Origin of the sequence: Streptomyces xanthochromogenes (genome assembly GCF_014650455.1) — a bacterium.
In the GTDB taxonomy this organism is placed as follows: Bacteria; Actinomycetota; Actinomycetes; order Streptomycetales; family Streptomycetaceae; genus Streptomyces; species Streptomyces xanthochromogenes.
This window is the reverse complement of record NZ_BMUZ01000003.1, coordinates 130,767-156,058: the sequence shown is the minus strand read 5'-3', so window position 1 is coordinate 156,058 and position 25,292 is coordinate 130,767. Positions and strand designations below refer to the sequence as shown.

The following is a 25,292-nucleotide window of genomic DNA, read 5'->3' as shown; positions in this document are numbered from 1 at the left end:
TCGCCGTCGTTGCAGAAGCTGTCGGGGTAACCGGCAGGCCACAGGGAGCAGTGTCCCGCCCGGAGTTCCGGAAAGCTCGGCCTGCACCAGGCCTCCCCGTACACCTTCGCCGTGCTGCGGTTCGCCGTGACGGGCGGGGCACTGTTGGTACCTGACCTGATTTGCCGTCAAAATGTGTCCAGAGGAAGCAAGTTGCTCCACAAGTAAGTGGCTGACGTGTTCGTGCAAAGGGTGCAGTTCTCCAGTATCTACGTGGGTATGGAGCGCGGTGTCCCCCCGGTCTCTTCGCTCTCGTTGTCATCCTGTACTCCCTGGTCGCCTCGCTCATCGCGGTGTCGGTACTCCGTGAACGGGCCACCCGGGGACAGTGCTTCGAGTTGTGCCTCGCCCTTGGCAGGGTGGTGTACGCCGTCTCGGGGAGCCTCACCCTCGGCGCCGGATTCCCGCGAAGGCGTGGCCTGCTACTCGCGCCGTATTTCGTCTGCTGTGGTGATGGCGGCCTTTCCGTCGGCACCTGGATGGCCGATGCCCTCGGCAGCGTGTGAAGGCGGATTCAGGGTGCGATGGTGCAGCCCCCGCTCGGCGAACAGGGGCCGCACGTCACCGATCGCACGCGTGATGGTGCGGCGATCGACAGCGAATCAGCAGGTCAGTTCATCGTGCGTGGCGCCGTGTCGGGCTGACACAGGTGGCGGACAGTAGGTGGACGAGCTTGCGTTTGGTGCTGGCCCACTGCCCGGCGACGGGGTTGTGGCTCAAGCGCTGTCTGGTGCCGCTCATGCCACAACGGGCCAATCCTGGCGACGAGTTCAGCAATCACTCTTCGGGCGTCAGCCCTATGGTCTCCTGGCTTCGGATGATTGCTGCACGTGCCCGGATCCCCACCACACAAGCCATGGTTGACGGTCATGCTGTCGACGCGCCAACGCCAACCATGCGCGTGCTCACTAGTTTGTGTGTCGCCTGACCCAGGAGATGAAATCACTCTTTGAGGAGAACGTGGCGTCGCGATCCCTGGTGGTCCCGTCCCTGTCGATGACGGTGGCGCTGGTCAAGCTGCCGTCCGCTTGGAGTTGTCCCGAGGCCTTCCAGTGGCTACTCGGGTCGATCCAATTTTCTTGCATTGCTGCCTCCGTTGCGTGCAATTGAGACTTGGGGATGTTCGCGAAGACTAGCCAGCGCGAGTGACCGTTTTCGTAGGTTTGCGAAAACCGAAGTGGTAGCCTACGCCTATTGCCTGACGAGCTGAGTAGACATGAGAGTAGTGCTGGCGAGGAGTGCCAGACGAGCACGTTGACGGCGCAGAATCGCTCGCCTAGACCTCTTCATCCTGTCAGAACACAGCAAGGCCATGATTTCAATCGAATCGTTCCGGTGAGCATCCTTAGTTCGGTGGGGGTGGTGGGTGGAGTCGGACTGGTGTGGGTGAGGAATGATCAGGGGAGTTGGGGGTCGGTGTCGATGTAGTGGATGGTGCGTTCGGTGGGGTCGGCTTGATCGGCGAGGTGGTTGCCGGCGAGGTTGGCGTGTTCACGGCTCGCGTGTGAGCCCGTTCTGTCCGGCGGCCCACGCTCGTGTCGCGCGGCTCCAGTGGGCAGACAGACAGACCGTCCCAGCTCAGGTCCACCTTCTCGCCGCGGTAGAACACCAGAACACCCTCGTTTGCTTTGAGGACTTCGACGGACCCGGTGGTGTCGTAACTGGCGGGGCTTGAGGTGGAAGCCCAGGCGGGTGCCTCGGCCGCGGCCGGTGGAGTAGTGGCCCAACGCCCCGGCCATCGACGCCCGAATACAGTGCAGGCGGTGCCGCAGGAGTCGGGTCCGGTCTTGGTGGTGCATAGGTGTGACGGATCTACGGGGGCAGGAAAACCCACCGTCCGGGCCGCTGAAGCCTCGGCCCAAGCCGGCCCGTCAGCAGCCCTCACAAAGGCGCCTTCGTGGCGGAGGTCTTGTCGGCGGGTCTACGGGTCGCACTATCCGGCGAGGCTGAGGTTGTGCAGGTGGGCGACCCCGATCATGGTGTGGTGGCGTCCCTTCCTCGACCTGCCCGTGAGGGTTGGCGCGGCCCGGTGCGCTGCAAGTTCCTTGCCCGGTTGATAGGGGTGTGGCTTGCCGAGCCCGCTGTCGGGACAGCCGGCGTCAGCTACCGTGCTCCGATCTCCGGCGCGGACGCTGCACGGCTTGAGCAACGCGCGGCCGGCTGTGCGTGAGGCTCTCTTTCGCTGCGGGGGAATGCCGGCAGTGGCACTCAGCCGGCAGGCCTACGCCGCTTGGATCAGCGCGGCCCAGTTGGCGGGGTGGGGACGACGCCTGGTCGGTCCCAGGGCGTAGATGCCAGCTGCCTACGCGGAACCACGTGCACCGTAAACGACGCTCAGCGGATCACTGGCAAGAACGGCTCCGCCACTTGGCGATCGGCTGGGGTAATTTGCCAGCATTGCGTTCAGGATGCCGCATCTTTCCGCTGTGCCAGCTTTCGATGGACTTTCCCTTGTGCGGGATGCCTTGATGGCTCGGGTCGTCCCCCATGTCCGATACGAATCTTGCTGTGATGCCCGGTTGCGCTTCTCCTTATTGAAGTCAGGCATATGCCAAAGGCATTCATGCTTTCACGTGTGCAGCTACTTGGTCGCCGGATTCTCGCGGTGCCCCTTCCGCGATGGGGCGGGCGGTGATCCGTATGGAAACTGTCTTGCTGCCTGCGATGTGCGCGACGTTGTCCCATTTGTGGCAGATCGGAAAGATCGTCATGGTGGCACCGGAAGGCCCGGTCCTGGCCAATGTGATCTCGAACATCGGAGCCGACTGCCGCAACTCGGGTTGTGTGCCAGGGCGTGGCAAGAGGCAACAAACGGTGCTTCAGCAACATTCGTCACTGCAGTCCCCTCTGGATGTCGCCACCTGTCGGTGCGACAAGGCGTTTGAACTGCGCCGGGATCAACTCGGCAACCGGAACAATCTGCTTCTGGCCATCTGTCGAAAAACGACCTGCCAAGTACGGGTCGTCAGTGGCCGGCACGGTTCATTTTCAGCCTTCGGCTTGTTCGAACAGCTCCTTGCGTTTCGGTACGACTAAGCAGTTCGCGCCTGGGTTACTACCTAGTTACCTCGCTCTGCCGACCCTAGGAAATCGGCCGAGACGGACTGTCCGGAAACTTCCTGTGCGGTTCGCTTGTTTGTCACTGAAGCGCTGGGGCACTCGCGCATCAGCGCTCCAGCCGTGGGCTTGCGTACACCGTGACATCACGTCAATGCCCCCTGGTGGAGACCCAGGCAAACCGTCAAAGTTTGCGTCAAAAGACAAGGGTTGCGTCGGAGCGGGCCTTGTGTGGAGACTGTGGCGGAGTTTGGATGGAGCGCAGCTGTGCAGGAAGCTTGATATTTCGCCAATCCAGATCCTTACCGAGGCGTAAATAGGTACCGTCATGCTTCAGGGATGAGTTCTACAGTTCTGGTCGATCACTGGTGGGACGCCCGCGTGACCGTCACGCGTTGGCATCGCCGAGGGGGATATGTCATGCCGGGTGGAGTTGCCGCGCCAAGTGCGCTCCGCAGGAGTCAAGGACACTTCGACTCGTCGCGCCGGGAGTGTTGACGTTCGGGCGGGAGATCTGCACGGGATCTCTGCGCCTCTGACGCGCTTCATCGGCGCATCTGGGCGGTCATTCGCCGGCGGTGCGGGGGCACCGACGCGGGCGGGCCCGTCACGCCGACGGACGTCCGCGCTCCGTCGTCCAAGCCACACCCCGAACTGCTCTGTCCTTGTTCCCTGCCGCGTGCGTACGCGGACGGGCCGTGTCCGCGTGCCGTTAGCCGAGGAGTCATGGTGTCCACCGACCAGAAGACGAACAAAGCCTTTCTGCTGGATGAGTTACCCGGTCGCTGGCGTGACCTGCGTAAGGACGGCCCGGTCAGGCACGACGACCGGCAGGGTGTCTGGCAGGTCGTGGACCACGAGACGATCTCCGCCGTGCTCGCCGATCCGGCCACCTATTCCTCGGACCTCTCCTCCCTCGCTCCCACGCAGGAGGACTTCGCGACCTTCACCCAGGGAAACTTCGTCGGAATGGACCCGCCGGAGCACCGCAAACTGCGCGCCCTGGTCAGTCAGGCCTTCACCCCCCGCGTCGTCCAGGGACTTGAGCCGCGTATCGAGGCCGTGTGCGACCGGCTGCTGAACTCCGTTGCCGACCAGGACCGTTTCGACCTCGTCGAGACCCTGGCGTATCCGTTGCCCATCATCGTCATCGCGGAACTGCTGGGCATCCCGGCAGAGGAGCACCGAACCTTCCAGGACTGGGCGAGCGTCCTGTTCGGCGGAGACCAGCTCGGTGAGGCGCCCGACATGGCCGACCTGGAGCGGGCGCTGGCCGCCATCGCTCCCACGGTCCGGGAGATGAACAGTTACATGCTCGACCACATACGCGGCTGCCGGGCCGCCCCCGGTGACGATCTGACCAGCAGACTCATCGCCGCCGAGGTGGACGGAGTCCGGCTCACCGACCAGGAGATGGTCGGTTTCGTGGCACTGCTCCTCGTAGCGGGCCACATCACGACGACCGCCCTGCTCGGCAACGCCGTCGTCACCTTCGACCGTCACCCCGATGCGGCCGCCGCCCTGCGCAAGGACCCCGGCCGGATCCCCCCGGCCGTGGAAGAGGTGCTGCGCTGGCTGCCCCCCTTCCCCGAGCTGGGGCGACGCGTCACCCGGCCCGTGGTGCTCGGCGGCCACGAACTGCCCGCCGACAGCATGGTGATGGCCCACCTGGGTGCCGCCAACCGCGACCCCAAGCGGTTCGAACAGTCCGATGTGTTCCTCGCGGACCGCCACCCCAACCCGCACCTCACCTTCGGGCACGGCATCCACTTCTGTTTCGGTGCCCCGCTGGCCCGGCTGGAGGCCAGGATCGCGCTGAACATGATGAATGAACGATTCCGCTACCTGGCGATCCCGTCGTACGACGACATCGTCCTGCAGAATCCGGCCGTCATCGTCGGCGTACGCCATCTGCCCGTCGAGGTCGGCAGGCCCTAGCCGCCGCCCGGCACGTTCGCGCACCGCCCCGGCTCGGCACCGCTCGCCACGGCCGGGTAAGCCACCCGCACACGAGGAAACTCACTGGGGAGCTCCTTTCTCATGCCCTACTACGTCCCCTCCGTCCCAGCCGCCCCCCGAGCGGCAGGTCCCCACCGCCAAGACCTGCAGAACAGACTCGACGCCCTCGCCGAGACGCACGGGGTGCCAGGCGCCCAACTGGTTGTCACCACCGGCACGGGGACCGTCTCCCTGCACACCGGTATCGCCGACGCGGCCACCGGCACACCGTTCACACCGGACACAGCCGTCGCCCTCGGCTCGCTCACCAAGCCGTACACGGCCGCGCTGGTGCTGCTCCTCGTCGACGACGGTGACCTCGACCTGGACGAGCCGGTCGCCGACCACCTGCCCGCGCTGCGCGGCTTACCGGAGGTGACGATACGTCACCTTCTCAGCCACACCGGCGGGCTCCCCACCGGTCCCGACTCCGACACCGCTTCGACGACCAACGGCACCCGCTACCTCACCTCGCTGTGCACGTCCGACCAGGCGCTCTTCCCGCCCGGCACCGACTTCTCCTACTCCAACGCCGGCTACGTCGCCGCCGGGCTGCTGGTCGAGGAGATCACCGGCATGCCGTGGCACGAAGCCGTTCGCGCGCTGCTCCTGGAGCCCCTGGGGACATCGGCCGCCTTCATCGGCGACAGCACCGTCAGCCGTCCGTGGGCCGCCGGACACGCTCTGAACACCGCCACCGGGCGGGTCCGTCCCGTACAGCAGAACCTGGCCTCGCTGGAGGCCCCGGCCGGGGCCCTGATGGCCAGCGCCGCCGATCTGGCGGCGTTCGGCAGCGCGCTGATCGGCCGGTCCCACGTGCTGCCGCCCGCGGTGGCCAAGGGGATGCTCCGCGCGGAGCACGGTGCCCGGCCCGGAGCCCTGGCCGACGGCTGGGGCCTGGGGGTCGCCCAGTACCGGCAGGGCGACGACCTGTGGTGCGGGCACGACGGCAATGCCCAGGGCACCTCGTGCCACCTCCGGGTCGACCCCGCGAGCGGCGTGGTCGTGGCCTTCACCGGCAACGCGGGCGGAGCCACCGCTCTGTGGCGTGAACTCGCAGCAGAACTGCGGGACTTGGCCGACGTGCACGTGCCGGCCGGGCCCGCCCCCGCCGGAGACCGGGGCCGCCCGGTTCTCCTGCCCGAGTGCTGGGGGGCGTACCGCAACGGTGGCGCCGACTATCGCGTCAGCGCCGGTCCCGACGGTAGTCCGGTCCTGTCGATAGACGGTGACCTGTCGCTGCCACTGGTCTGCTACGCCGACCTGTCCTATGACTTGGTCGACCCCGCCACCGGTCGCCGCGAACCCGGCGGACGCTTCCACCGTGACCCCGCCACCGGCCGGATCGAACGTGTCCAGGTGTCCGGACGCACGGCCCGTCGCACCGCCGACGGCTGAATCATCCCGGGCCGACATCAGCCGTCGGGCAGAACGCCGCCGGTTCCCCCGGCCCCGCGCCGTGGCAGCGGGACAGTCGCCCGGTCCGCCCCGGTGGCTGCCCGGCCGTACGCCCTGCGGGGCGGCCGACCGGCGCCCCGCAGGACGCCGTGAGCCCCGCCCGCCGCACCTTCGCGGCCGATGACGACGCGCCCGCCCCCACCTCGCCGCCCACTCGCGCCACCCCTGGCTTTCAAAGGACTGGACCCATGACGGACCCGCACGTCACCCCCCTGCCGGCGACCCCGCGTTCCCAGGACGGCGGCACCGCGCGAGCGGAGGGGCCTCCGGCGCTCGACGAGCTCTTCGCGCGGCAGGTGGCCCGCGCACCGCACGCTCCGGCGCTGACCGACGGGCGTCGGACCTGGACGTATCGCGAACTGGCCGAGCGCGCCGACCGGTTGGCCGCACACCTGGTCGGTTCGGGCGCCGGGCCGGACCGGGTGGTCGCGCTGGTGCTGCCGCGATCGATGGAGCTGATCGCGGCGGAACTCGCCGTGGCCCGGGCTGGTGCGGCCTTCCTGCCGGTGGACCCGGCCTATCCCGCCGAGCGGCGGGCGCTCATGCTCGCCGACAGCGCCCCCGCGGTGACCCTCGACGATCCGCAGGCGGTCGCCGCCCTGATGGAGAACGAGCACCAGGCGTCCCTGAGGGAGCGGGTGTTGGGCGGGCCCGGCCTGGACCGGGCCGCCTATGTGATCTACACGTCCGGGTCGACGGGCACCCCGAAGGGCGTGACGGTCACCCACCGTGGCATCGGCGGATTCACCGAGGCCGCCGCCGACCGGTACGCCGTGGGTCCCGGCGACCGGGTGCTGCAGTTCTCCTCGCCGAGCTTCGACGCCTCCGTCCTCGAACTGTTCATCTCCGTTCTGACCGGCGCCACGCTCGTGGTCCCGCCCGAGGGCCCCTGGCTGGGCGACGAACTCGCCGCGGTCCTGGACGAGCACCGCATCTCGCACGCCCTCATCCCGCCGGCCGCGCTGGCGACCCTGCCGGACCCGGCACAGGGGACCGGACGTCACCTGCGCACCCTGATCGTGGGCGCCGAGGCCTGCCCGGCCGGCCTGGTGGACCGCTGGGCGCCGGGCCGCCGCATGATCAACTCGTACGGCCCCACCGAAGCCACCATCGTGGCCACCTGGACGGGAGAACTGTCCGCCGGGCAGGGCACCCCGGCCATCGGCGCGGCCCTGCCCCACACGCGCGTCCACGTCCTCGACACCGCTATGCGCCCCGTCCCGCCCGGTGCGGACGGTGAGCTCTACATCGGCGGGGACGCCGTGGCCCGCGGCTATCTGGGCCGGCCAGGCCTGACGTCGTCCCGGTTCGTCGCGGACCCCTTCGGAGCACCCGGGGCCCGGCTGTACCGCACCGGCGACCGGGCCCGGCTGCGGCCGGACGGCGAACTCGACTACCTCGGACGGTTCGACCGCCAGGTCAAGATCCGCGGGTTCCGCATCGAACCCGGCGAGATCGAGGCCGCTCTCGGCAGCGACCCGCGGGTGGGCGAGGCGGCCGTCGTGGTCCGGGAGGACGAACCGGGCCGCCCCCGCCTCGTCGGATACGCGACCCCCGCCGAGCCCGGATCACCACCCGACCCGGCGTCGCTGCGCGCCGCCCTCGCCGCCGTCCTGCCCGCCCACATGGTGCCGTCCGCCCTGGTCGTACTGGAACGGATGCCGCTCACCCCGCAGAACAAGACCGACCATGCCGCCCTGCCGGCACCGGAGTTGACCACACGTGCGGACCGGGTCGACGCACGTACCCCGCAGGAGGCGGCCCTCGCCGGGATCTGGGCCGATGTCCTGGGCGTCGACGGCGTCGGTGTCGGCGACGACTTCTTCGACCTGGGCGGCGACTCCATCCTCGCCGCCCGCGTCCTGTCCCGCATCCGTGAAGATCTGGGCATACGGTTGACCGTCCGCGACCTGTTCACCTCGCGCACGGTCGAAGCCCTGGCCCCCTTGCTCGGCGACCCCTCCGCCGCCGCGCCCGCCGAACCGATCCCGGCCGCCCCGCGCACCGGCGGCCTGCCGCTGTCGAGCGCACAGCGCAGGCTGTGGTTCCTCGACGACCTCGCCGACGGCGGCCCCGAGTACAACACCGGCCTGACCCTGCGCCTGCGCGGCGCCCTGGACGCCGAGGCCCTGCGCCGGGCCCTGCGCCGACTGGCCGCCCGGCACGACGCGCTGCGCACCACCTTCCGCTCCGACGGCGGCCAGGGCACCCAGCACATCGCCGCCGAACCCGAACTGCCCCTGGAGATCGCCGACCTCGCCGGCACACCCCATGCCGACCGCCGCCGCGCCGCCGAGCGGCTGCTGGCCGAAGAACTGGGCCGCCCGCTCGATCTGGCGACCGGCCCCCTCACCCGCGCCCTCCTGATCAGGCTCGACGAGGCCGACCATCTGCTGCTGGTGGTCCAGCACCACATCGTCACCGACGGCTGGTCCGTCGGCATCCTGACCCGGGAACTGGCCGCGCTCTACCGGGCCGAGACCACGGGCGAGCCGGACGGTCTGGCCGAACCGGCCGTGCAGTACCCGGACTTCGCGGTCTGGGAACAGGCGCAGCGGGGCTCGGAGGCGGAGGCCGGCCACCTGCGGTACTGGCGCAGGCACCTTGAGGGGGTCCAGCAACTGGAGCTCCCCACCGACCGTCCCCGGCCCGCCGTGCGCACCACCTCGGGGGCCGGACACCGCCGTCACCTCCCGCCCGCACTGATGGCACGGCTGCGTACGCTCGCCACCGGACGCGGCACCACCGTGTTCACCGTGCTGGCGGGTGCCTGCGCCCTGCTGTTCGCGCGCTACTCGGGACAACGGGACGTGGCGTTCGGCACCATCACCGCCGGCCGCGACCGCCAGGACCTGGAGGACGTGGTCGGCTTCTTCGCGAACACCGTGGTGGTGCGCGCCGACGTGGACGAACGGGCCAGTGTCGACCGGTTCGTGGAGCGCATGCGCACGACGCTGTTGGACGCCTTCGCCCACGACGCGGTGCCCTTCGACCGTGTGGTCGAGGAACTGGGCCTGCCCCGTGACCCGAGCCGCACCCCGCTGGTGCAGGCGCTGGTCGTCCAGCAGAGGGCGAGCGACGCACCGCGCGTGGGCGGTCTGCGGTTCACGGACCATCCGCTTCCCCGGCCCGCTGCCCGCTTCGATCTCGTCCTGGAGTTCACGCCGGACGCGGACGGCGGATGCGTGCTGACCGCCGAGTTCAACACCGACCTGTTCGAGACGGCGACCGTGGCCCGGATGGCCCGCCACGTGCAGCGCCTGCTGGAGGCGATGGCCGACGGACCGGGACGCAGCCTGGCCGAACTGTCCCTGCTCTCCGACGAGGAACAGCGCACCCTCCTGGACTCCTGGAACCCGCCGGCCGACGCCGAACCCGACGACGTCACCCTGCCCGAGCTGCTCCGCGCCCAGGCGGCCGGCACCCCCGGCCGCACCGCCGTCACCCACGGCAGCGAGCGCCTCGACTACGCCGAGGTCGAGCGCCGCGCCAACCGTCTGGCCCGCGAGCTGATCGCCCGGGGGGCGGCTCCCGAGACGCTGGTCGCGCTGTGCCTGCCACGCACCGTCGACCTGCCGGTCGTGCTGTGCGCGGTGCTGAAGTCCGGCGCGGCCTATCTGCCCGTCGACCCGAACTACCCGGCCGAGCGCATCCGTTACATGCTCTCCGACGCCCGGCCCGCGCTCGTCGTGGCCACCCCCGAGACCGCCGCCGCGCTGCCACCGGACTGCGAACCGTTGATCATCGGGGACCTCGACGCCGACAGCGCGGTCCCGGTGCGCAGCCGGTCTTCGGCGGACGTCACCGACGCCGACCGGTCCCAGCCCCTGCTGCCCGATCACCCGGCGTACGTCATCTACACGTCGGGTTCGACGGGCCGGCCCAAGGGTGTCGTCGTCACCCACCGCACGGTGGCCGCGCTGGCGGCCTGGACGGGGGAGCGGTTCGGGGACCGCGAGCCGGACCCGGTGATCGCCTCCACCTCCCTCAACTTCGACGTCTCCGTGTTCGAGCTCCTTTGCCCCCTGCTGACCGGCGGCAGCGTGGAGGTGGTCGCCGACCCGACGGCACTCGCCGACGCGGGCGAGGGGCGGCGCGGGCTGATCAGCAGCGTGCCCTCCGTGATGTCCCGGCTGTTCGTCGGGGACGAGGCACCCGTGGCGGCGGACACGGCCGTCCTCGCCGGCGAAGCGCTGCCCGCGCAGACCGTCCAGGACCTGCGGGCGGCCCTGCCGTCCTGCACCATCGTCAACGCCTACGGGCCCACCGAGGCCACCGTCTACGCCACGGCCTGGTTCGCCGGTGACCGGGTGCCCGACCAGGCACCGCCCATCGGCCGCCCGGTCGCCCGCACCCGCGCCTACGTCCTGGACGGCCGCATGCGCCCTCAACCCCCGGGCGTCACAGGGGAGTTGTTCCTGGGCGGCGGGGGGCTCGCCCGCGGGTACCTGGGGCGCCCCGGCCTCACCGCCCAGCGGTTCGTCGCCGACCCCTTCGGCGGTCCCGGAGCCCGTATGTACCGCACGGGAGACCTGGTGCGGTGGACCGCCGACGGTCAACTGGAGTACCTCGGCCGCACCGACCAGCAGGTCAAGGTGCACGGCTTCCGCATCGAACTCGGCGAAGTGGAAGAGATGTTGCGCCGCTGCCCCGGCGTCGCGGAAGCCGCCGTCGCCGTCTCCGGGGACGACGACAACCGCCGACTGACCGGCTATGTGGTGCCCGTGCCCGGGCAGGCGCTCACACCCGACTTCGTACGCCGAACGCTCGCGCAGACGCTGCCCGACTACATGGTCCCCGCTTCCGTCCTGCTCCTGGAGGAGCTGCCGCTCAACCCCAACGGAAAGCTCGACCGGGCCCGCCTGCCCAAGCCCGGCCCCGCGACCACCCGCGCCGCGCGCCACGTCCCGCCCCGCACCGCCACCGAGCGCACCCTGGCCCTGGTCTGGGCCGAAGCGCTCTCCGTGGCACGGGTCGGCGTGGACGACAACTTCTTCGAGCTCGGCGGCGACTCGATCCTCAGCCTCCAAGTGGTGGCGCGGGCCCGGCAGGAGGGACTGACCGTCACCTCCCGCGACATCTACCGCCACCAGACCCTCGCCGCCCTCGCCCGCTGCGCCGACGCCGCCGATCCGCAACGTCCCGGTCCCGCGCGGGTGGACCCCGAGGGCCCCGCCCCGCTGACGCCCATCCAGCACTGGCTGTTCGCCACCGACACCGCCCGGGCCGCACACTTCGCCCAGACCCTCTCGGTGCTCGTGCCCGACGACGTGGACACCGAGGCGCTCGAAGGCGCCCTGAACGACCTCGTCGCCCACCACGACGCCCTGCGCTCCCGCTTCGACCCCGCCCCCGGCACCCCGCCGACCTGGCACATCACCGACCAGGAAGACCGCGTCACCCTGACCAGGCACCGCGGCCCGGACACCGACACCCCCCACTTCGGGGCCTTCGACCTGGCGCGTGGCCCGCTGCTGCGGGCCGTGCTGCACGACCGGGGCACCGGGCACGCTCCCGTTCTGCACCTCGCGGTCCACCACCTCGTCGTGGACGGCGTGTCCTGGCGGGTGCTGCTCGAAGACCTGGACACCGCCTACCGCGCCCGCCGCGACGGTAGGGACGGCACGGCCGCACTTCCCGCCAAGTCCTCGCCGCTGCGCCAGTGGGCGCAGCGGCTGGCCGCACACACCAGTGGCGGCGGCTTCGACGACGAACGGGCCTACTGGGCGCAGGCGGCCCTGCCCAGTGGAACCGATCTGCCCGTCGACCTGCCGGGCCGCAACACCTACGCCTCCGCGCGCGCCGTCACCGTCCGGCTGAGCGCCGCGGACACCGCTACCCTGCTGCGCCTGCTGCCGGAGACCTACCGCACCCAGGCCAACGACGTCCTGCTCGCCGCGCTCGGCCGCGCTCTGTCCACCTGGAGCGGACAGGAGCGGGTCGTGGTCGACGTGGAGGGCCACGGCCGCGAGGAGCTCTTCGCGGATCTCGACCTCAGCCGTACCGTCGGCTGGTTCACCACCCGCCACCCCGTCGCCCTCGCCGTCCCGGAGCAGGCCTCGTGGGACGCCGTGCTCAAGCAGGTCAAGGAGCAGTTGCGGGCCGTGCCACGGCACGGCATCGGCCACGACGCGCTGCGCCACCTGGCCGGCCCGGATGCCGAACCGACCGCGCAGGGGGCCCGGGTCAGCTTCAACTACCTGGGGCGGATGTCTCCGGGAGAGACGGGCACGGGGCTGTACCGGGGCACCTTCCGGCCGCTTGAGCTGGACGCCGACCCGCAGGCCGAACGTCCGCATGCCCTGGAGCTGGTGGGCCGACTGGACGGCGACGCGCTGGAATTCACCTGGTTCTACTCCGACCAGGTGCACCGCGAGGACACGGTCGAAGCCCTCGCCCACGGCTACGCCCGCGCGCTGAGCGAGCTCGCGGGCCACGCCGCCGGACCGGACGCCGCCGGGCGCACCCCGTCCGACTTCCCCCTCGCCCGGCTCGACCAGAGCGCCGTCGACCGCCTCGTGGGAGACACCCCGGCCGCCGTCGAGGACGTCCTGCCGCTGACGCCGACCCAGGCCGGCATGCTCTTCCACGGTCTCTCCCAGGACAGCGGCGTCTACTTCCAGCAGGTCACCTTCGTCCTGGACGGAGTGGAGCGCACCGACCTCCTCGCGGCGGCCTGGCAGCAGGTCACCGAGGCCACGACCGTCCTGCGCGGCCGGGTGGTCTGGCAGGACGTGCCCGAACCGCTCCTCGTGGTCGAGCACGCCGTGCCCGTGCCCGTGACCGCGCTCGACTGGCGCGGCCTGAGCGACGACGAGTCCCGCGACCAGCTGGAGACCGTGCTGCGCGAGGACCGTGCCGCCGGGATCGACCTGGTCGGCGGTCCGCTCCAGCGCCTGGTGCTGGCCAGGGTCTCGGACACCGCCGTGCGCGTGGTGTGGTCCTTCCACCATCTGCTCCTCGACGGCTGGAGCCTGTTCCAGGTCCTTTCGGACGTGTTCACGTGCCACAGCTCGCTCACCGGCCGGCCCGGCGCCCCGGCGCTGCCCGACCGGCGGCCCTGGCGGGACTACCTGGCCTGGCTGGGCGAGCGCGACCGCGACGAGGCGGAGAAGTACTGGCGCCGGCGGCTCGCCGGCCTGGACGAGGCCACCCCGTTGCCCTACGACCGCGAGCCCCGCGAGGCGCACCGCGCGGAGTCCTCCAGGGCCGTGACGGTCACCCTGCCCGAGGCCACGACCGCAGCCCTGGAGGAACTGGCGCGCACCTCGGGTCTGACCCTCAACACCCTGGTGCAGGGCGCCTGGGCCATCCTCCTGAGCCGGCAGTCACGACGTTCCGACGTGGTGTTCGGCACCACGGGATCCGGCCGCCCGGCGGAGCTGACGGGCGCCGAGTCCATCACCGGCCTGTTCATCAACACCGTGCCGACCCGGGTCACCGTCCCCGCCGACGGCACCCTGCGCGACTGGCTGCGCTCGCTCCAGAGCGACCAGAGCGAGGACCGCGGTCACGACCACCTGCCGCTGAACCGGCTCAAGGCGTTCACCGAACTGCCGGAGCGGGCCGCCCTGTTCGACAGCATCGTCGTCTTCGAGAACTATCCGAGGGACGACGACCTCTCCGCCCACGGTCTCGTGCTGAGCGACCTGGACGGCATCGAGACCACCAACTACGCGCTCGGCCTGGTCGCCTACCCCGGCACCGCACTCGCGCTGCGTCTCGGCTACGACCCCGAGCTGTTCGACGCCGAGACCGTCGAGAGGTTCGCCGAATACCTCGCCGTGCTGCTCACCGGGATGGCCGACGCACCGGAACTGCCGCCCGCCCGCATTCCGCTGCTGGCCGACGACCGGCGCGAACAGGTCCTGCACACCTGGAACGACACCACCACCGACCTGCCCGGGGCCACGGTCGCCGAACTCTTCGCCGCACAGGTGCGGCACACTCCCGAAGCGATCGCCCTGGAAGCGGGCGACGAGCGGCTCACCTACCGCGAACTCGACGCGAGAGCAGCCGAGTTGGCCGAACGCCTCGCCGCCCTCGGCGTACGCGCCGAGCGTGCCGTGGGCATCCTGATGGACCGCTCCGCCGATCTCGTCGTCACCCAGCTCGCGCTCGTACGCACCGGCGGGGTGTACGTCCCCCTCGACGGCCGGGCGCCGCGCGAGCGACTGCGGCGCATGCTCGCCGACGCGGACGTCACCCTGCTGCTCACCGACGCCGAGGGCGAGGAAACCGCCCGGGACCTGCTCGCCGGTGACGCCGTCCGGCGCGTGGACGACCGCACGGCGACGCGGGGTACGCCGCCCGACATCGGTGTGCTCCACCCCGACCAGGTGCAGTACCTGATGTTCACCTCCGGCTCCACCGGCACCCCCAAGGGTGTCGCGGTGCGCCAGCGCGACGTCGCCGCTCTCGCCCTGGACCGTGCCTTCGCCGGACACGACCGGGTGCTCGTGCACTCCCCGCACGCCTTCGACGCCTCGACCTACGAGGTGTGGGTGCCCCTGCTGCGCGGCGGCACCGCCGTACTGGCCCCGCCGGGTGACCTGGACGCCGCGGTGGTGCGGCACGCCATCACCGAGCAGCACGTCACCTGCCTGTGGCTGACGGCCGGTCTGTTCCGGCTGCTCGCCCAGGAGGACCCCACCTGCCTGCAGGGCGCCCGCGAGGTGTGGACCGGAGGCGAGGCCGTGCCCGGCGCCGTCGTCCGACGTGTCCTGGACGCCTGCCCCGGACTGACCGTGGTCGACGGCTACGGGCCCACCGAGACCACCACCTTCGCCACCCGTCGCGCCTTCCGCGCCGGTGACCAGCTACCCGCCGTCCTGCCCATCGGCCGCCCGCTCGACAACACCCGCGTCTACGTCCTCGACGACACGCTCCAGCCCCAACCCCCGGGCATACCTGGTGAGTTGTACATCGCCGGTGCGGGCCTGGCGCGCGGCTACGCGGGCCGTCCGGGGGCGACCGCCGCCGGATATCTCGCCGACCCGTACGGGACGCCGGGTACCCGCATGTACCGCACGGGTGACATCGTGCGCTGGAGCGCGGACGGCGAACTGCACTTCGTGGGCCGCGCGGACGACCAGATCAAGATCCGCGGCTTCCGCGTCGAACCCGCCGAGATCGAGGCGCGGCTCACCGCGCACCCCGCCGTCGCGGAGGCCGTCGTGTCGCCGTACACGGTCGACGGACGCAAGCGGCTGGCCGCCCACCTCGTCCCGGCCGAGGGCACAGCCCTGCCCGCGGCGGCCGAACTGCGCGCGCACGTGGCCGCCGATCTGCCCGACTACATGCTGCCCGCCGCGTTCGTCACCGTTCCCCGGCTGCCGCTCACCGCGAACGGAAAGGTCGACCGGCGACGGCTGCCCGACCCCGACTGGGCGGCCGGCGGCGACAGCGCCTACCGCGCCCCCGGCAACGACACGGAGCAGACACTCGCCTCCATCTGGGCCGACCTGCTGGGCGCCGAACGGGTCGGCGTCGACGACAACTTCTTCATGCTGGGCGGCGACTCCATCCTCAGCATCCAGGTCGTCTCGCGGGCCCGTGCCGCGGGGCTCTCCCTCACCCCGCGCGACCTGTTCCGCCACCCGACCGTGGCCCGGCTCGCCGCCGCCACCGGTACGGCCGTCGCCGTGTGTGGCACCGAGCCGGTCGAGGGCGAGGTCCCCCTCACCCCGATCCAGCACTGGTTCCTCGACCCGGGGCCGAGCCGGCCGGGCTTCTTCAACCAGTCCGTCCTCGTGGAGATCGCGCCCGACACCGACCCGGACGTCCTGCGCCGGGCGCTCGCCGCCCTGTGGAGCCGGCACGACGCGCTGCGCTCCCGGTTCACCACCAAGGACGACGGCACCTGGCACCAGCACGTCACCGCCGCCGACGCCCCCGACCTGCTGACCGTCTGCCCGCTGGACGGTCTCGACCCCACCGCGGCACGGCAGCGGGAGGACCGCGCCACCGCCGAGGCGCACGCCGCGTTCCGCCTCGACACCGGGCCGCTGCTCACCGCCCGCCTGTTCACCGGTGACGGCGCCGCGACCGCCCGGCTCCTCCTGGTGGTCCACCACCTGGTGGTCGACGGCGTGTCCTGGCGCATCCTCCTCGAAGACCTGGAGACCGCCTACCGGCAGATCCTGGCGGGCCAGCCGGTACGGCTGCCCGCCCGCACCACCTCCGTACGGGAATGGGCACGCCGCCTGCACGCCCGCGTCGAGGGCGGCGGCTTCACGGACCAGCTCGCCCACTGGACGCGCACCGCGGGGCACTGCGCCGAACCGCTGCCCGTGGACGGCGAGGGCGGGAACACCGCTGCCGACGTCCGCGAGGTCACCGTACGGCTCGACCGGCGGCGCACCGACGAACTGCTGCGCCAGGTCCCCGCCGTCTACGGCACCCGCATCGACGACGTCCTGCTCACCGCCCTCGGCCGGGTCCTGGGCGACTGGACCGGACGCGAGACCGTGGCCGTCGGCCTCGAAGGACACGGCCGCGAGGACCAGCTGTTCGAGGACGTCGACCTGTCCCGCACGGTCGGCTGGTTCACCACGCTGTTCCCGGTCGCCCTGCGCGTCCCCGCCGACGACTGGGGCAGCGCCCTGAAGGCGGTCAAGGAGCAGCTGCGGTCCGTGCCCGAGCGCGGCCTCGGCCACGGCGTCCTGCGCCATCTCGCGGGCACCCCCCTGCCCGCCATCGCGCCGATGCCCGGCATCAGCTTCAACTACCTCGGCCGCTTCGACTGGTCCGCCGACGGCGCCACCCTGATCCGCGGAGTGCGCGGAGGACTCGGCGGCGCGGACGCGCCCGACACCGAACGCGCCCACCTGCTGGACGTGGTGGCCCGGGTCGAGGGCGACCGGCTGGAGATCAGCTGGCACTACAGCCAGGCCCTGCACCACGAGAGCACCGTCACCGGCCTCGCCGAGGGCATGCTGCACGCCCTGGAGGAGATCCTGGCCCACTGCGCCGAGCCCGGCGCGGGTGGTCGCACCCCCTCGGACTTCCCCCTCGCCCGCCTCGACCAGCGGGCGGTGGACCTGCTGGCCGGTGACGGCCGGGCCGTCGCGGACCTCCTGCCGCTGAGCCCGATGCAGTCCGGCATGCTCTTCCACAGCCTCCTCGACCCCGACGGGCGCACCTACGTCAACCAGGTGCAGCTGGTGCTGAACGGCGTGACCGACCCCCACGCCCTCGCCGAGGCCTGGCAGCGGACCGTGGACGCCAACCCGGTGCTGCGCTCCCACCCGGCCTGGCAGGAGAGCACCGAACCCGTCCAGGTGATCCGGCACCGGGCCACGGTGCCCGTCGTCCACCACGACTGGAGCGGCAGGCCCGCCGACCTGTGTGCGGCCGACCTCGACCGGCTCATGGAGGAGGACCGCCTGGCCGGGATCGACCTGGCCGCCGCGCCGTTGATGCGACTCGTCCTCATCCGGCTCGGCTCCGAACGCGTACGGATGGTGTGGACGTTCCACCACATCCTGCTGGACGGCTGGAGTGCCGCCCAGGTCTTCGACGAGGTGTGCGAGCGCTATGCGGCCCTGACCGCCGGGCGCCCGCCCCAGATCCCGGCCCGTCGGCCGTTCGCCGACTACCTGGGCTGGCTGGCCGGACAGGACACCACCAAGGCGGAACGGTACTGGCGGACCACCCTCGCCGGATTCCACGCCCCGACCGAACTGCCCCGCGACCGCCGGGCCACCGAAGCCCACCACAGCGCCTCGTCGGGCACGGTACGGGTGACGCTCGACGCCGACGTCTCGGCCCGCTTGCGGGGGACGGCCAAGGAGGCCGGCCTCACCGTCAACACGATCCTCCAGGGCGCCTGGGCTCTGCTGCTGTCCCGCTACGGCGGCGGGGACGACGTGGTGTTCGGCACCACCGTCTCCGGCCGCCCCGCCGAACTCCCCGGCGTCACCACCATGGTGGGCCTGTTCATCAACACACTGCCCACCCGTGCCCGGATCGACGGGCGACGCCCGCTGCTCGACTGGCTGAGCGAACTCCAGGCCGCCCAGTCCGAGGCCCGGCGCCACGACTTCGTCTCGCTCGCCCAGTTGGGCACCTGGAGCGAGGTGCCCGGCGGAACCAACCTGTTCGACTCCATCGTCGTGTTCGAGAACTACCCCTTCGACGAGGGCGCGCTGGCCCGGCACGGCCTGTCCATGGAGACCGAACGGGACCTGGAGCCCACCAACTACCCGCTCAGCGTGGTCGTGGCGCCGGGGGACACCCTCGACGTCAGCCTCGACTACGACCCGGCCGCCTTCGACGAGTCGACCGTCCAGGGACTGGGGGAGAGCCTTCGCACCCTGCTGACCGCGATGGCCACCGCGCCCGCCGGCACACTGGCCGAGCTGCCGCTCACCGACCCGGCGGACGGCCGCGCGCTGCTCGACCGGTTCGGCGGAGCACGCGTCGCCGCACCCCAGGACACCCTGCCGGAAGCCTTCGCCCGCCAGGCCGCCCTGACGCCCGACACCCCGGCGGTCCGCCACGGCGAGGACCAGCTCTCGTACCGCGAACTGGACGAGCGCTCCAACCGCCTCGCCCGGCTGCTCATCGCCGCCGGGGCCGGCCCCGAGCGGTACGTCGCGCTGGCCCTGCCCCGCACCGGGGACCTGGTCGTGGCCCTGCTCGCCGTCCTCAAGAGCGGTGCCGCCTACCTGCCGGTGGACCCCGGATACCCCGCCGAACGCATCGCGTTCCTCTTCGAGGACGTGGCGCCCCTCGCCGTCGTCACGGCGGACGCGACGGCCGGAAGGCTGCCGGACGGACCGTTCACCAGGATCGTCCTCGACGACCCCGAACATGCCCGGAAGCTCGCCGCCGCCTCGGCCGCCCCGATCGGTGACGGCGACCGGCGCGCCCCGCTGCTGCCCCAGCACGCCGCGTACGTCATTCACACCTCGGGTTCCACCGGCCGCCCCAAGGGAGTGGTCGTCGCGCACGGCTCGGTGCTCGCCCTGACCGACTGGGCCGCACGCGAGTTCACCGGCCGGGGTCTGGCGCACGTGGTGGCGTCCACCTCGCTCAACTTCGACGTGTCGGTCTTCGAGATCTTCTCGCCCCTCATGGCCGGCGGCTGCGTCGAGATCGTCCGCGACCTGCTGGCGCTGGCCGAGCGGCCCGGTCCCTGGCGTGCCGGACTGCTCAGCGCGGTGCCCTCCGCCCTCGGCCGGCTCCTTGCCGAGGACACCGTGCACGTGAGCGCGGACACCGTGGTGCTGGCGGGGGAGGGGCTACCGGCCCGGACCGTACGACAGGTCCGCGCGGCCGTACCCGGCTGCGAGGTGCGCAACATCTACGGCCCCACCGAAGCCACCGTCTACGCCACCGCCTTCACCTGCGACCCCGCCGACCCCGACCGCGACCCGCCGATCGGCCGACCGCTCGGAGGCGCCCGCGCCTACGTCCTGGACGACCGGATGCGTCCGGTGCCCGTCGGCGCGCCCGGCGAACTGTTCCTCTCGGGCACCGGAGTGGCCCGCGGTTACCTGCACCGGCCCGGTCTTACCGCGTCCCGCTTCCTGCCCGACCCGTTCGGGCCGGCCGGCAGCCGCATGTACCGCACCGGTGACCGGGCCCGCTGGACCGCCGACGGGGACATCGTCTACCTCGGGCGGGCGGACGACCAGGTCAAGGTCCGCGGCTTCCGCATCGAACTCGGCGAGGTGGAGGCGGCCCTGACCCGTCACCCCGAGGTGGCGGACGCGGCCGCCCGCGTGGTCGAGCACGACGGCCACCGTCGCCTGATCGGTTACGTGGTGCCCGGCCCGGCCGGAGCCCCGGAACCGGCGGACCTGCGCGCCTTCCTCGCCCGCACCCTGCCCGACCACCTGGTGCCCGCGCTCGTGATGACGCTGGAACACCTCCCGCTCGGCGCCACCGGCAAACTCGACCGACGGGCCCTGCCCGATCCCGAGTGGAGCGCGGGCACCCGGTCAGGGCGTCCCCCCGCCACCGCGACCGAGATCACCCTCGCCGCCATCTGGTGCGAGGTGCTCCGCCTGCCCGAAGTCGGCGCCGACGACAACTACTTCGAGCTCGGCGGCGACTCCGTCCTCGGCATCCAGATCGTCTCCGCCGCCCGCCGCGCCGGACTCGGCCTGAACCCGCGCCACCTCTTCGCCCACCAGACGCTCGCCGAACTCGCCGCGGTTGCGGCCGAGTCGCCCCTCTCGCCGGTCGTCGCCGAACAGGGTCCGGTGGTCGGCGAGGTTCCGCTCACCCCGGTGCAGCACTGGTTGCTCGACACCCTTCCCGGCGATCCGTCCGACTTCAGCCAGACGGTCTCCTACGAACTGGCCGAGGACACCGACGAGTCCCTGCTGCGGGCCGCCCTGGCCACGGTCCTGGAACGGCACGACGCGCTGCGGCTCCGCTTCGAGCGGGACGCCGCCGGGGTGTGGCGCCAGCACGGCACCGCCCCCGGTGAGCCCCCGCACCTTGAGGTGCACGACGGGGCACCGGCCACCGGACCGGAGAACGGGGCGGACGCCGGCTTCGACCTGGCGAACGGGCCCCTGCTGCGGGCCGTACTGCGCCGCGGTGCAGGAGACGTGCGGCCGGTGCTGACGCTGTCCGCGCACCACCTCGTCGTGGACGCGGTGTCCTGGCGGCTGATCCTGGAGGACCTCGACACCGCGTACCGCGCCCTGCGCGCCGGTGAACGCCCCGACCCGGGCGCCAAGAGCACGTCCTTCCGTGCCTGGGCGCAGCGGCTTGCCGCCCACACCGCGGCCGGCGGCTTCGACACGGAAGTCCCGTACTGGCAAGCCCAGCAGGCCGAATGCCCGCTGCCCGTCGACCTGCCCGGGGGCGCGAACACCGCCGCCGAGGAGGCGACGGTCACCGCCGGTCTGGACGCCGAGGACACCCGCAGGCTCCTCCAGGACGTCCCCGACGCCTACCGCACGCGCGTCAACGACGTGCTGCTGTACGCCCTCGGCCGGGTGCTGGCCCGCTGGACCGGGCGGGACCGGGTGGCGCTCGCCCTGGAAGGACACGGTCGCGAGGACCTGTTCCAGGACGTCGACCTCTCCCGCACCGTCGGCTGGTTCACCAGCCTGTATCCGATCGCCCTGGACGTGGCACGGGACGCGGGCATCGGTACCGCGCTCAAGGCCGTCAAGGAGAACCTGCGGGCCGTACCCCGCGGCGGCATCGGTTACGGCGCCCTGCGCCATCTCCGCCCCACCGCCGCCCGCGACCTGCCGGGTCTGCCGGAGATCAGCTTCAACTACCTCGGACGGCAGGACCGGCAGACGGCGGCCGACGGACTGCTGCACGCTCCGCACGGCGGCCTCGCCGGCGGGATGGACCGGTCGGCCGAGCGGCCCCATCTGCTCGACGTCCTCTGCCATGTGACCGACGGGCGGCTTGAGTTCGGCTGGTCCTACTCGCGGGCCCTGCACCGCCGCGAGACCGTCGAACGCCTCGCCGCCGAGCTGGCCGACGAACTGCGGGCCCTCGTACGGCACTGCGCCGAGCCCGGCGCGGGCGGCCGCACCCCGTCCGACTTCCCGCTCGCCCCCCTCGACCAGACGGCCGTCGACCGCATCGCCGGTACCGGCCGGGACGTGCGGGACGTGTATCCGCTCACGCCCACCCAGACCGGGATGGTCGTGCACGGCATGGACGAGGCGGCCCAGGGCCTGTACGTCGAGCAGATCACCTTCGTGCTCGACGGCGCCCGTGACGTGGACCTGCTCGCCGCCGCCTGGCAGCACGTGGTCGACCGCACACCGGTGCTGCGCACCGCCGTCGTCCTCAACGGCGTACCCGTGCCGCTCCAGACCGTCCACCGGGACGTGACCCTGCCGGTCACCCGGCACGACTGGAGCAGCCTGCCCCGGGAACGGCAGCCGGCGGAACTCGAAGAACTCCTCGCCGCGGAAAAGGCGTTGGGCATCGACCTGGCACGCCCGCCGCTGCTGCGTCTCGCGCTGGTACGGCTCGGCCCGGACGCGGTGCGCGTCGTCTGGACCTTCCACCACGTCCTGCTGGACGGCTGGAGCGTCTTCCACGTGCTTGGCGACGTCCTCGCGGCGCACGCCGCGCTCGCCCGTGACGAGCAGCCCCGGCTGCCGGAGCGCAGGCCGTTCGCCGACTACGTCGCCCATCTCGCCGGGCGCGACACCGGGCAGGCCCGCGACCACTGGCGCGGCGCCCTCGCCGACCTGACCGCACCGACCCCGCTGCCCTACGACCGCCGGCCCGCTCCGGACACCACCGCACGCTCAGGAACCTGGCTGTCCGAGCGGCTGAGCACTGAACGGACCACAGAGCTCCAGGAGTTCGCCCGTCGGCACCGGCTCACCCTCAACACGCTGGTGCAGGGCGCGTGGGCGCTGCTCCTCGCGCGCTGGAGCGGCACACCCGACGTGTGCTTCGGCACCACCGTCTCGGGCCGCCCCTCCGACCTGCCCGGCGCCGACACCATCACCGGCCTCTTCATCACCACGCTGCCCGCCCGCGCCCACATCGACGGGACGGCACCCTGCGCGGACTGGCTGCGCACCCTTCAGACGGCGCGCGCGGAAGACCGACGCTTCGACCACATGCCCCTCAACGAACTGCACGGCCTCACTCAACTGCCGCCCGGTGCAGCCATGTTCGACAGTCTGGTGGTGTTCGAGAACTACCCCGTCGGGGACGCCACGGCCGGGGCCCACGGCCTCACCGTGCGCGAGCTCGACGCCCGCGAGGCGACCAACTACCCGCTGACCGTGGTCGTTTCGCCCGGTGACCGACTCGCCGTCGAACTCGGCTACGACCCGCGCCTCTTCGACGCGGACACGGCCCGTTCCCTCTCTGGGCAATTGCTCCACACCCTGCGTTCCCTGGCCGCCACGGACGGCACCGCCCGCCTCGACGACATCGACATACTCTCGTCCGAGGAGCGCACCAGGCTGCTGCGCGGCCCGGCCCGCCCGGCAACGGCTCCCGTGGTCCCGGCCACCCTTCCGGCGCTGATCGAGGCCGCCGTGGACCGCAGGCCCGACGCGCCCGCACTCGGCGACCCCGACCGACTGCTGACCTTCGCCGAGACGGAGGACCGGGCCAACCGCCTGGCCCACCTGCTCATCGCCCGCGGCGCACGCCCCGGTGCCGTCGTGGCGCTCCTGCTGCCACGCTCCCTGGACATGGTCCTGGCGCAGCTCGCGGTGGCGAAGACGGGCGCGGCCTTCCTGCCCGTCGACCCGGCCTACCCGGACGAGCGCATCGCGCTCATGCTCCGGGACGCGGCGCCGGCCCTCACCCTGGACGCGAAGGAAGTCGCCGCTCTGCTGGCCGACTCGGTGGAGGACGGCCGCGGCCACCGGCCCACCGACGCCGACCGCGGGCGCCCGCTCGATCTGGACGATCCCGCCTACGTCATCTACACCTCGGGATCCACCGGCACCCCCAAGGGCGTCATCGTCACCCACCGCGGACTCGCCGGGTTCGCCGCGGCCGAGGCCGCCCACTACCAAGTGACCGAGGGGGACCGGGTCCTGGCCTTCGCCACTCCCAGCTTCGACGCCTCCGTGCTCGAACTGTGCGCCTCGCTGCCGCACGGCGCCCGCCTCGTCGTCCCCGAACCGGGACCGCTGCTCGGCGAACCGCTGGCCCGGGTACTGCGTGACGAGCGCATCACCCACACCCTGCTGCCGCCGGCCGCGCTCGCCACCCTGCCGGACGGGACGCCCGGCACCCTGCCCGACCTCAAGACCCTGATCGTCGGCGCCGACGCGTGCGGCGCGGACCTGGTCGACCGCTGGGCCCCGCACCACCGCATGGTCAACTCCTACGGCCCCACCGAGGCCACCGTCGTCGCCACCTGGTCCGCGCCCCTGGTGCCCGACGGCGCCGCCCCACCCATCGGCCGGCCACTGCCCGCCACCGGCGCCTACGTCCTCGACACCCGGCTGCGCCCGGTCCCCGACGGTGTCCCCGGCGAACTGTGGCTCAGCGGACCGGCCCTGGCCCGCGGCTACCTCGGCCGCCCCGGACTGACCGCCGCCCGCTTCACCGCCGACCCCTTCGGGCCGCCCGGCGGCCGCATGTACCGCACCGGTGACCTGGTGCGCCGCGACGGCGGGGGCGAACTCCACTACCTCGGCCGCACCGACCACCAGCTGAAGCTGCGCGGACACCGCATCGAGGCCGGCGAGGTCGAGGCGGCCCTGACCCGCCATCCGGAGGTCCTGGACGCCGTGGTGAGCGTTCGCGAGGACGATCCGGGTCTGCCCCGGCTCGTCGCCCACCTGCTCACCGCCCCCGGCGCCCCGGCACCGGCGGACGGCGACCTGCGTGCCCTGGCCGCCCGTTCGCTGCCCGGCTACATGGTGCCCTCGGCCTTCGTCTGCCTGGAGCGCTTCCCGCTCACCGAGAACGGCAAGACCGACCGGGCCGCCCTGCCCGCCCCGGCCCCCGCCGCCCCGACGGCCCCGGCCGAGCACATCGCTCCCCGCACGCCCACCGAAGAGGCGCTCGCGGAGCTGTGGGAGGACGCCCTCGGCAGGGCCGTGGGCGCCGAGGACGACTACTTCCTGCTCGGCGGCGACTCGATGCGCGCCCTGCTCATCGCCTCCCGCGCCAACGACCTGTTCGGGGTGAGCCTCACCCCGCGCGACGTCCTGGTCTCCCGCACCGTCGCCGCACTGGCGGAGCACGTGGAGGAACAGGTGCTCAGTGAACTCGAAGACGCCGCGTACGGCAGCCCCGACCACGACGAACGGTAAGGATCC

Annotated in this window: 4 protein-coding genes; all 4 read left to right on the top strand. The window is 72.0% G+C overall.

Going from position 1 to position 25,292, the window contains the following annotated elements:
• Positions 1 to 2,679: 2,679 nt before the first annotated feature.
• The 4 genes from IE267_RS07975 (at position 2,680) to IE267_RS07960 (ending at position 25,286) form a co-directional block, all read left to right on the top strand.
• Positions 2,680 to 3,075 (top strand): hypothetical protein, encoded by a 396-nt coding sequence (locus IE267_RS07975; RefSeq protein ID WP_189762603.1) that lies wholly within the window; start codon positions 2,680 to 2,682, stop codon positions 3,073 to 3,075.
• 747 nt (positions 3,076 to 3,822) lie between these two features.
• Positions 3,823 to 5,034: a cytochrome P450 gene (locus tag IE267_RS07970; protein ID WP_161250043.1), complete on the top strand. Its 1,212-nt coding sequence runs from the start codon at positions 3,823 to 3,825 to the stop codon at positions 5,032 to 5,034.
• 102 nt (positions 5,035 to 5,136) lie between these two features.
• Complete coding sequence (locus IE267_RS07965) at positions 5,137 to 6,492, top strand: serine hydrolase domain-containing protein (RefSeq protein ID WP_189762602.1); 1,356 nt, start codon at positions 5,137 to 5,139, stop codon at positions 6,490 to 6,492.
• Between the two features lie 248 nt (positions 6,493 to 6,740).
• Positions 6,741 to 25,286 carry a non-ribosomal peptide synthetase gene (locus IE267_RS07960; protein ID WP_189762601.1) on the top strand — a complete coding sequence of 6,182 codons (18,546 nt, stop codon included), beginning with the start codon at positions 6,741 to 6,743 and terminating at the stop codon, positions 25,284 to 25,286.
• The last annotated feature ends 6 nt before the right edge of the window (positions 25,287 to 25,292 follow it).

Excerpts from the sequence above, each read along its gene's own strand:
- IE267_RS07965 (WP_189762602.1), top strand. The coding sequence starts at position 5,137 with ATGCCCTACTACGTCCCCTCCGTCCCAGCCGCCCCCCGAGCGGCAGGT.
- IE267_RS07970 (WP_161250043.1), top strand. The coding sequence starts at position 3,823 with ATGGTGTCCACCGACCAGAAGACGAACAAAGCCTTTCTGCTGGATGAG.
- IE267_RS07960 (WP_189762601.1), top strand. The coding sequence starts at position 6,741 with ATGACGGACCCGCACGTCACCCCCCTGCCGGCGACCCCGCGTTCCCAG.
- IE267_RS07975 (WP_189762603.1), top strand. The coding sequence starts at position 2,680 with ATGGAAACTGTCTTGCTGCCTGCGATGTGCGCGACGTTGTCCCATTTG.